This window comes from Flectobacillus sp. (genome assembly GCF_049240685.1).
Classification (GTDB): Bacteria; Bacteroidota; Bacteroidia; order Cytophagales; family Spirosomataceae; genus Flectobacillus.
In genome coordinates, this window is sequence record NZ_JBMLSD010000444.1 from 1 (window position 1) to 7374 (window position 7374).

A 7374-nucleotide genomic window follows, 5' to 3' on the forward strand; every position below is an offset into this window, starting at 1 on the left:
TACACTTTCTTCATCACTGCATCACCTACACCAGTCCGAAAATGGCTTTGCTCATAGTAGTTCTGATAAAAACTGGTCAACCCATTTTTTCCTGTAAAATCATAAACTCTTTTAGGAAATAACTTTTGTAATATCGCCAAGTCATTAGGATGAAACTTAACTTGTTCGTACAATGGGCTCAGAATTATTTTGTAGTTAGTATGATGCTTTTTGAATATTGTGGCAATTTCTTGCAGCATTTTCTCTTGATGATACTCAATGAGTATCGACTTATCTATTCTCTGCCCTTTTCTTTGATAAAACACTCCCTTTTTTTCTTTGTAGTACTTATCAGGATGTTGACTAATCAAACGTTCTTGGGAAGGCATATAAATGGTATTATTCCGAGTATCATAGAAAATAGGCTTTTCTTGAATAAACCCTTTCATCCAACTCTGGTATCCAAATAATTGATACCCATAAAAGCGAATCCAAAAATCTGGTTGGATATATGCTTTAAAAAATAACCACTGAAAATCTACTTCTGATTCTCCTGAAACTTTTGGGTGCTTGATATATAAGTGATGTTCGATATTTGAACTATGCGTAAAAGTACGGTCATGACAAATCAGAAGTAAAACATTTTTGAGCGGAACTCCTTGTTGATCTAACCATTTAATTTTGGTATAAATCCCATAAATCGACTCGTTCGACGCATCAAAAAGATAAGGTTCTGCCTCTTTGGGTAAATATCTCTTCCAACGAGCTGGCTTGAATGCCATCGTTCGTGAGCTACCAAAAATGAAAGAATTGTAATGATAACGTGGGTTATTACGAATAAATATCTCTGTAGAAACGTAGTCTCTATTGGGAACAATCACAGGTTTTGAAAAATCCGAATAGGTATGTAGTACTTTGAAGGGGTCGAAATACCAATAACCCAACAAAAACAGACAGCCTACAACAAACGGAATAATCGAAAACTTGAGAATAGTCCAAATAAATTTACGCATGAGAAAGGAAATACCAGTGCTTTATTTTTTATAAAACACTGGCATTGAAGTTATTATTTCTTTTTCTGTTTCTTTTCACGAGCAACCATTTCTTTTGGTTTTTTCTCCATTTTGATTGGATAGCCCAACAAATCACGAATCACTACCGATGCACAAACGCCTCCAAATGCCGCAGGAATGTAGGAAATCGTTCCATAAGCCGATTTTTTGAAATTGCTTCCGTCGGTTAGCATTAATGAATCATCATCGTGTTTTTCTAAAGAAAAGACTGCTTTGATACCCGAACGAATGCCTAATTTACGCAAGCGCTTGCGAACTAGCGAGGCCAAATAACATTGACGAGTTTCAAATAAATCTGCCGTGCGAAGCAAGGTTGGGTCTACTTTCCCTCCTGCTCCCATCGAACTTACAATTTTAAGACCTTTATTATAAGCTGTACTCAATAGTGTCAATTTAGGGGTAATGGAATCAATACAATCCATTACATAATCAAACTGATTTTCGCTCAAAAGCTTTTCGGCGGCTTCTGGAGATAAAAATTCTTTGATAGTTGTTAGCTTCAACTCTGGATTAATAGCCAACAAGCGTTCTGTCATAATATCGGCTTTGGGCTCACCATGATTAGTAGCCAAAGCAGGCAACTGACGGTTACGGTTGGACGGGTCAACTACGTCGCCGTCAACAATTGTCATCGTACCAACACCTGAACGCGCAACAAATTCGGCAGCAAATGAACCAACGCCACCTAAACCCACAACTAATACGTGAGCATTTTGCAATTTTTGAATTCCTTCGTCTCCAACCAATAATTTGGTTCTACCAAGCCAAGCTAAATCACTCATTTTTTTTTGAAAATATCTTTTATTAAAATCTTAAAGTTCTTCTCTAATTTGATAATCAGTAGTTCTATCAGAATTCATGGTTAGTAATTCGCCAATAAAACCAGCCAAAAACAATTGGGAACCAATAATAATGGCTACTAAAGCCAAATAAAACCAAGTGTTGTCAGTGATGTTTCTGAAAGGGATATGGTTCGAAATACTGTAAATTTTATCACCAATTAGGTAAAGCGTGATAAATAAACCTACCAAAAATGAAAATATCCCCAAACTCCCAAAAAGGTGCATAGGGCGTTTACCAAACTTCTGAACAACGGTAATCGACAACAAATCGAGTAACCCATACAGAAAGCGTTCGATACCAAACTTGGTTGTACCGTATTTACGTGCTTGGTGTTGTACCACTTTTTCGCCAATTCTCGAAAAACCATTCCAATTGGCCTGAACGGGGATATAGCGATGCATTTCGCCATAAAGACGTATCGTTTTGATTACCTCCAATTTGTAGGCCTTCAGACCACAGTTATTGTCATGCAAATTGATGCCCGACATCCATTTGATGGCGGCATTGTACAATTTTGTTGGAATCGTTTTTGACAAAGGATCAAAACGCTTTTGTTTCCAGCCCGAAACCAAATCATAATCCTCGACCGTAATCATGCGATATAACTCAGGAATCTCATCGGGGCTATCCTGTAAATCAGCATCCATCGTAATCACCACACTTCCTTGTGCCTTCTGAAAACCTACGTGCAAGGCAGCCGATTTTCCATAATTGCGACTAAAGGATATGGCTTTGATACGAGGATTTTGTGCTACCAGTGATTTTAATACCTGCCAAGAGCGGTCTTTACTCCCATCATTGACAAAAATCACCTCATAAGTAAACTGATTCTCATCCATCACTCGCTCAATCCATGCACAAAGTTCGGGCAGGGATTCCTCCTCATTATATAGTGGTACTACAATCGAAATTGCTAACATAATTTTGTTGATTAGAAATGTTACCGCACAACTCGATAACGAATGATAGACGGTGTCTTTTTCAAAAAATCAAATAATACTCTTTTAATAATGCGCTAAACTGCGCTGTGTACTGTTCCTGAGCGTCTTTTATAAGTAATTCAGTATTTTCTACACCCACCGACGACGTTCCGTATTCAACGATAACTCTTAGAATTTTTGACCCCTCACGATGGCGAACAGTCAATTTTTTTTGTGGGAAAAATCCCTTTGATACGGCCAACTCTTCGAGCACTGTCGCCTCGTAGGCTGGTAATAATACTGCAAATTTACCAGAAGTTGTTCGTAACCTAAACACCGAATCCAAAAGTTCTTCAAAACTTAAAGTTTCGGTATGATGTGCTTGATTTTTTTGTACCTTTTCAGATTTCAAATGATTCTGATAAAAGGGAGGATTCGACACGATATAATCATATTTTTTATCAGAAGAAAAATCTTGTATTTTTCCTTGAAAAACGCTTATTCTATTGTGCCATTTGCTTTGACTAATATTGCTTTTTGCTTGTTCAAAAGCAGGTTGATCTAGTTCCACCGCATCAATGCAAGCGGTACTTCGCTGTGCCATCATCAACGATAATAAGCCCGTACCTGCACCAATATCTAAAATATTCTCTGCCTGCTCAACAGGCACCCAAGCACCCAATATACAAGCATCAGTCGAAACTTTCATAGCGCACTGGTCTTGATGTATGGTAAATTGCTTGAATTGAAACATGTTTTTAATTGTGAATGTTGAATGGTGAATGATGAATGGCAAATGATAAATAATTCAATATTAGAGCTTTACGAAAGAATCCATTTTGTTCAAAACCTTACTTATCTTGAGCATTTTTGCAGTAGTTGCAATTTTATTTTAAAGACAAAACTAATCCTTCGTACACTACTAATTCACCATTCACTAACTCACCATTCAAGATTTATTTCCTTCCATAATCTGCGGGGTTTTCGCCCCAGAATTCGGTTTCCCATTTGAGAACTTGATTAGAATAGGTATTATTTTTTAACCAAATTAGCGCTCTATCGACTAGTCTAAAAAGTTCTTCAGTTTTAGCATTACGTTCTAAATTAGTCTTTACAGCTTTGTTTTTCACCCAACTTAGCGCTGTTTTCGAATCCGAATAAATAGGCAAATCAGAATTGTGTTTTTGCAAGAAAGATAATCCATGAACGATAGCCAAAAATTCTCCGATATTTACAGTTCCTTCAGGAAATGGTCCCATTGAAAAAAGTACTCTTTTGGTAGAAGTTTCCACTCCTTGATACTCCAAAATACCGGGGTTACCCGAGCAGGCAGCATCCACTGAAATACTATTAGCCAAAGGTTGTCCTACATGCTTCTTTGTTACCGCTTTGGCGCCAGTTGCGCCTTGTTGTACAGATTGCCAGTAATTTCCCTTGGCAGCTTTTTCAGCCTCCGCCTCAGTATCAAAAGATTTGTACTGAGCTCCTTCAAAGCCCTTCACAGCCTCCTCAGTCTCTGCCCATGAAGAAAAAACACCAGTTTTTCTTCCTTTCCAGACTGCATAATATTTTATTTTTTTTGCCATTGCTCTTAAAAAACCGTGAAGATAATCAATTTTTGGTTTTATCTCGAAAGAATCAGGATGGTTAAGTATTTCGGATTTGGGATTTCGGATTGCGGAATACAGAAAACTACCTTTTTTTTAACAAGATTTAGTAAGAAAAAACTCTGATTACTGGACAAAATTGAAGTTCCTAGTTCAAGACTTAGTCTTGGACTTACTTTTTTAAACAGTTTTAAACTGTTTTTCAAAATTCAGTGAAAAAGGACATTCACCTGAATTACCCTTTTTTATTTTGTCCAGTAATCAGGAAAAAACTCCCCTATCCGAAATACTCCCTTTATACACAACTAATTTCAGCTAGAGATTCTTTGACTTTTGCTATAAAAAACATAAAGTGTCGAATGCCGATTTTAGTTAATTAATGTTAAATAAGCGTGCCGAACTCTCATTGCTATTGCTCTTCTAAAAATCACCCTTTAGCTTTGTTGAAAATTTAACACCGTTTACATCATGAAAAAACTCATTCTTACCTGTTGCGTTGCCGCGTTGAGCGCACTTTCTTTCACCTCAAAAGCACAGTTCGACCCTAATACAAAATACTGGCAGCTAGGTGGTTCATTAGCCACAAATAATACCACTTATGGCAATCTTGGGAGAGAGGGTCTGCATAGCAATTCCATTTCTTTAAATTTTAGAAAAGGAAAATTTGGAGAAAATAATGTGGCAAAAGGGTGGCTTTTAGACTATAGCCTTCAAACCTATTCGGGCTCAACGCTTAACATGACCTCCTATCAGCATCGTTTTGGAGCTGGCTACTTTATGAGCAAATTTCAACCTATCACTCAAAATTTAGCCTTGTATGCTGAAGCCCTCGGCAAAGCCCAATACTTATACAATACCTCAGAAGGAAGTACTGGTACTGATGGCTGGGCTGCAACCATCGAGGGTAATGTTGGCTTACGCTACAGCATGAAAAACAAGTGGTTTTTAGATTTAGGAACTAACGTAGGTACTTTACAATACCAGAGTGTAGGCGATGTAAAGAATTTCTCGGGGGCAATTGTTCCCAACATTGGAACTTTCAAAATATCTATCGGAAAGACTTTTTAGGTTGTAAAAGTTAATAGTTAGTGGTTTATCAGTTATTGGTGGATTTTACTACAGTAGATTTAGCTTTTTATTAAAGTGTTTCTATTCAATCTATACAGTCATTTTTGCATCTATCATTTGTTTTTATGCAAAATAAAACATTACGTTTATTCTACACCGTTTTGTTCAATTAGGATTGTTTCTGACTAAGAAACGAGTAATTGAGAAGAGCGCTTTGCCATAGGTAGAGCGCTCTCTGTTTTGTTAAAGTTTTGTTAATTGGCTTGAAAAATCATTCATATTTCTTACTTTCATACAAAATTTTTAACACCATATTCATTATGAAAATACCTTTTCTGACCTGTTTGACTATAATACTAGTCATCGTTAACTATTCATCTAAAGCCCAATACGACCCAGGCACTAAATACTGGGTGGTGGGTGGTTCACTTAGTGGAAACTTTGCCAAAAATATTACTTATTCGCAGAGCTCGCATCTTCAAAGTTTAAACATTTACTTCAAATCTGGAAAATTTGGCGCAAATAAGGTTTCCAGAGGCTGGCTAGCAGATTATTCGCTTCTGTGGACTGAATCAAGTAACTTCTTCAATTATGGTTCGCATAGTATTGGAGCTGGCTATTTTATCAATAAATTTTTGCCGCTTAACAAAAGTATAGGTTTGTATGCAGAGGCAACAGGTACAGGGAGATACATATTTGATAAATCAAATAATGGCGATAAAAATGATGGTTTTGAAGCCTCCATTCAAGCCAATGTAGGATTAAGGTATCATTTCAAAAGCAAACTATTTCTTGATTGTAGTGCTAATATAGGCTCTATTAACTATAAAAATTCAGATTTGAGAACTAACAATTCGGAAAGTTTTTATGTTGGACTATCTCCAACTATTGGTTCATTCAAAATTGCTATCGGTAAAACACTCTAACCTAGAAAAATCATGAAAAAATTACAATCTAGCATCTTAATTCTATTGCTTTGTCTAATTTCAAGTTTGTACTGTGTTGGACAATACAGTGAGGGCAAAAAATACCTAGAAGGTTCTTTCAATATTGGGAAAGCAAACCTAGAGGCCTATAATCAAAAAGAGGATTTATCTTCTAACTTGAATCTTACTTACGGAAAGTTTGTAACAAAATCAAAAGCTCGTTTCTGGACTTTTGGATTTACACAATCCTCAACAGAAAATGATTTTGAATACATTGAGAAAAAGTCAAATTATAGATTCTCTCTTGGCCTAGGAAATGAATACTATAAACAAATATTTGGGAATTTAGGCATTTATGGAAGGCTTCAAGGAAATCTTTATGCAGGTAATTCTTCCCATTCGATTAATGATGACTATATTTCCTCTAACAATAGAGATGAGAGCACTTTTTCTTCGGGAGTAACTTTGGGAGGTTCAGGAGGTATTAGCTATTTTATTTCTAAGAAATTAGCACTCGTTGTACCTATCGTAAGTACAAATGTGTTTGAGTTCAACTTTAGTCAAACAAAGATGCCCTCATTCAGAACAAATTATTTCTACTACAGTATTTCACCTACTATCAGCCTTAATATGGGTATAGGTATTCGATACGTATTGTAATAGGAGTCATCCCTAATTTAGCGATTTAGTGATTAGGTTAAAATTTAGATTCTCGCAGTAGAGACGCAGGCATTGAGACGCAAGCATTGCGTCTCTACTGTTTTCCACTTTGTGCCTTTGTGCCTATGCCACTTTGTGCCTACTCTAACAATATTATCGGGCTTTGACAATTCGATTGGAGACGCAAGCATTGCGTCTCTACTGATTCGATTTGGGATGACACATGTTTTCTTCACCAATTATATCAATTTTCCTCCTCTTTCAGCACTCGAATATCCGCAATCAAATTTTCTATATC

General features: G+C 36.5%; 8 protein-coding genes. 3 read left to right on the forward strand and 5 right to left on the reverse strand.

The genetic code is table 11. The features are described 5' to 3' along the window. The 5 genes from ACOVQ4_RS20450 to ACOVQ4_RS20470 all read right to left on the reverse strand — a co-directional run. Positions 1–992: hypothetical protein (locus tag ACOVQ4_RS20450; RefSeq protein ID WP_421822460.1), on the reverse strand; the 992-nt coding region annotated here is incomplete at its 3' end. Positions 993–1045: 53 nt separating this feature from the next. Next, positions 1046–1834, reverse strand: coding sequence for a tRNA threonylcarbamoyladenosine dehydratase (locus ACOVQ4_RS20455; RefSeq protein WP_095163973.1), 789 nt, complete (start codon positions 1832–1834; stop codon positions 1046–1048). Positions 1835–1864: 30 nt separating this feature from the next. Further along, positions 1865–2815 (reverse strand): glycosyltransferase family 2 protein, encoded by a 951-nt coding sequence (locus tag ACOVQ4_RS20460; RefSeq protein ID WP_421822461.1) that lies wholly within the window; start codon positions 2813–2815, stop codon positions 1865–1867. A 61-nt stretch (positions 2816–2876) separates the two neighbouring features. Further along, complete coding sequence (locus ACOVQ4_RS20465) at positions 2877–3569, reverse strand: tRNA1(Val) (adenine(37)-N6)-methyltransferase (RefSeq protein ID WP_421822462.1); 693 nt, start codon at positions 3567–3569, stop codon at positions 2877–2879. 202 nt (positions 3570–3771) lie between these two features. Beyond that, complete coding sequence (locus ACOVQ4_RS20470) at positions 3772–4401, reverse strand: viroplasmin family protein (protein WP_421822463.1); 630 nt, start codon at positions 4399–4401, stop codon at positions 3772–3774. A 489-nt stretch (positions 4402–4890) separates the two neighbouring features. Here ACOVQ4_RS20470 and ACOVQ4_RS20475 point away from each other — a divergent pair, with 489 nt between their 5' ends. The 3 genes from ACOVQ4_RS20475 to ACOVQ4_RS20485 all read left to right on the forward strand — a co-directional run bounded on the left by ACOVQ4_RS20475 (position 4891) and on the right by ACOVQ4_RS20485 (position 7076). Beyond that, a complete protein-coding gene (locus ACOVQ4_RS20475; protein ID WP_421822464.1) occupies positions 4891–5490 on the forward strand; it encodes a hypothetical protein in 600 nt (199 codons plus the stop codon). A 320-nt stretch (positions 5491–5810) separates the two neighbouring features. Beyond that, the gene (locus tag ACOVQ4_RS20480) at positions 5811–6416 is read left to right on the forward strand and encodes a hypothetical protein (protein ID WP_421822465.1); all 606 of its coding nucleotides are present in this window, start codon (positions 5811–5813) and stop codon (positions 6414–6416) included. Between the two features lie 12 nt (positions 6417–6428). Next, a complete protein-coding gene (locus ACOVQ4_RS20485) occupies positions 6429–7076 on the forward strand; it encodes a hypothetical protein (RefSeq protein WP_421822466.1) in 648 nt (215 codons plus the stop codon). The last annotated feature ends 298 nt before the right edge of the window (positions 7077–7374 follow it).